Origin of the sequence: Mycobacterium sp. 1245852.3 (genome assembly GCF_001669335.1) — a bacterium.
GTDB classification, from domain to species: Bacteria; Actinomycetota; Actinomycetes; order Mycobacteriales; family Mycobacteriaceae; genus Mycobacterium; species Mycobacterium europaeum_A.
The window spans coordinates 1-2,407 of the sequence record NZ_LZLL01000300.1 but is presented as its reverse complement, the minus strand read 5'-3'; the positions used below and the strand labels follow the sequence as shown (position 1 = coordinate 2,407).

The following is a 2,407-nucleotide window of genomic DNA, read 5'->3' as shown; positions in this document are numbered from 1 at the left end:
GGAACGCCAAGGCCAGGTGCAGCGGGATCAGGGTTTCCTCTTTGCTGCCGTACAACCGCTCGAGCTGCTGGTGCTGCATCGGGCCCAGGGCGCGGGAGCCGACGCGGAACTTTTCGTCGGCCGACGGCCGCACGCACCACAGGGTGGTGTCCCAGTTGCCGGCGTAGTAGCGCATGCCGGGCAGAAACGAGACCTTGCGCGGATAGAGATTCCCGACGACGACCGTGCCGGCCATGACGGCGAACAGGGCGGCGATCGGCAACGGGTGGGCGATGTCGGACAGGCCCAGGCGCGCGTGCGCGACGAATAGCCATAACACCCCGAAGATCATGAAGACGTTCCACTCCAGCGGCACGCCCATCGGGAAGGCCAGCAGGATGTTGAGGTGGAACACGATCATCACGAACGCCGCGATGGCCGTCGGCCAGCCGCCGTGTGAGAACAGCAGCACCAGCGGTACCAGACCCTCGACCGCGGTCGAGAAGTGCGCGATGAATCCCGCCAGCGCGCTGGGCCGCAGGTCGTCCGGGTGGTGTCTGAACATCGACCGCTTGAGCGGCCCCGAGGGGATGAACGGATTGTTCGCCAGCATGGTCGAGATCACGAACGGAAAGTGCCTGTTGAGTTTGGAGGTCGCCGCACCCAGCCAAATCACCATGAAGACGACCTTTGCGCCGACGATGATGTCCGCCCCGGCGAACAGGAACGTCAGCGCCAGCGGCGCATACACCTCGCCGCGCGCGGCCAGGAAGATCACCTTGTCGCGCAAGCTGAGCACGGCCAGGACCGCCAGAATCGCGACGGTGCGCCACCACGGCAGCACTCCGATCGTGGTGTCCAGCGCGGGAATCGGTCCGGCGCTGTCGGACACCAGCGCGGTCAGGAGCAGCACCAGCAGGACGCCGTAGAGCAACGCGTCGAACGGGGTTCGGTTGCTGCCCTTGGTCAACGGCACCCGATTGGGCCACGGCGGCAACCGGATGGTGCCGGGCCGCAGCCAGTACAGGATCGACCCCATCGGGGGGAAGTAGCGCCCCGCCAAGGGCCCGAAGCAGCAACCGAGGCCGACGACCTCGAACAGCATCGTGAACAGGACGGCCTTCTGGAACACGATCGGCTCCGACCACCATTCGCCGACGTGGCTGAAGCCGCCGATGCCGGAGGTCGACCACGCGAAGAGCCAACCGCCGAGGATGTAGAGCGCGATCTTCACGCCGTACATCACGTGCATCACCAGCGGGGTGCCGAAGCCGTGCTCGGCGATGTGGCGCGCCATCGGCACGATCCGTTCGGCGCGGGAGCGGCTGGTCCACTCGGCCATGTCGACGACGGGCAGGTTCGGCCGGATGAACCCCATTGCAGCTCCTTCGACGCAGCTCGTCCCAAGGGGGCCTATCGGCGCTTCTGGCGCCGATCGGTGCCAGCAAGAAATTACCTGCAGGAGGGGCTGTCGCGGTGGGATACGGCGGCAAAATTCCGGTCAACCGCTGAGGGGGTCACTCCCAGCCCGGCGGGTCGTGCTCGGCCATGTAGGCCTCCCACGCGGCGCGGCGCAGGGCCCTGGTGTGCAGGTCCTGACAGATCGCCTGCGCCTCGGCGGCGGTGCCGGCCCGGCCCAGGTCGTGGTGCACGAAGCCGTCGTCCACCCGTTCGGCGCGGAAGCCGCCCGTCGAGACCACGTGCACCCGGTATTCGCTGCGGTCGTCGATGTTGGCGTGATAGTGGCCCTCGAAGGGCTCGACCCACTTCAGGTCAGTTTTCACAAGTGCCCTCTGAAAAACCCCACCGCAGGGATGGTAGGACCCGCGCGATCGTCGGGAAAGAGATTGCTCGGAGATCGCTACCCATCGGGTGAACCCCCCATTGAAGTGGAGAAGCCACCAAATATTGACCTACTCGGTGAGCTGGTGCGCCGTCAGGGTTTCGAACCCCGGACCCGCTGATTAAGAGTCAGCTGCTCTACCAACTGAGCTAACGGCGCTTCTAAACGGCCGAGACCGCGTAGGCGACAATAACAGGCGTCGTGCCGTCCAGTGAAATCCCGACCGCTTCCCAGGATAGCCGCTCGGCCGCGGGTGATCCGCATGGTTCGGAGCCGTCCGGCTCGCCTCGAGCATTACCCGCTCGACCGGGGTCGGCGTCACCGCGACTCGACGCGCCACCCGTAACGTCTTCGAATAGTTTTCGCCGCAACCTGATTGGCGAGCTGGACGGTTATCAGAAGAGCGTGCCGCAATAAGGCACCCGGTCGGTGGCGAACATGGCGTCCAGGGTGCGCAGCGTGCCCGGCTGCAGTTCCGCGATGCGGTTCGCCCGGTGAAGTTCCGACGGGCGGTGGGCCCCCATGTAGATGGTCCCCAGATCACCGAGGCTTATCTGGACGTCCGCGGGCCCGTCGTGCGGTGTG

General features: G+C 66.0%; 3 protein-coding genes and 1 tRNA gene. All 4 read right to left on the bottom strand.

Annotated features, from left to right (window positions below):
* On the bottom strand, positions 1-1,357 hold a 1,357-nt coding region (locus A9W96_RS13445; RefSeq protein WP_067140354.1), incomplete at its 3' end, for a DUF3556 domain-containing protein.
* Between the two features lie 139 nt (positions 1,358-1,496).
* A complete protein-coding gene (locus A9W96_RS13440) occupies positions 1,497-1,763 on the bottom strand; it encodes a hypothetical protein (protein ID WP_066860358.1) in 267 nt (88 codons plus the stop codon).
* 142 nt (positions 1,764-1,905) lie between these two features.
* Positions 1,906-1,981 (bottom strand) — tRNA-Lys (locus A9W96_RS13435).
* Positions 1,982-2,217: 236 nt separating this feature from the next.
* The coding region (locus A9W96_RS13430) for a sterol carrier protein domain-containing protein (RefSeq protein ID WP_197499509.1) at positions 2,218-2,407 on the bottom strand (190 nt) is incomplete at its 5' end.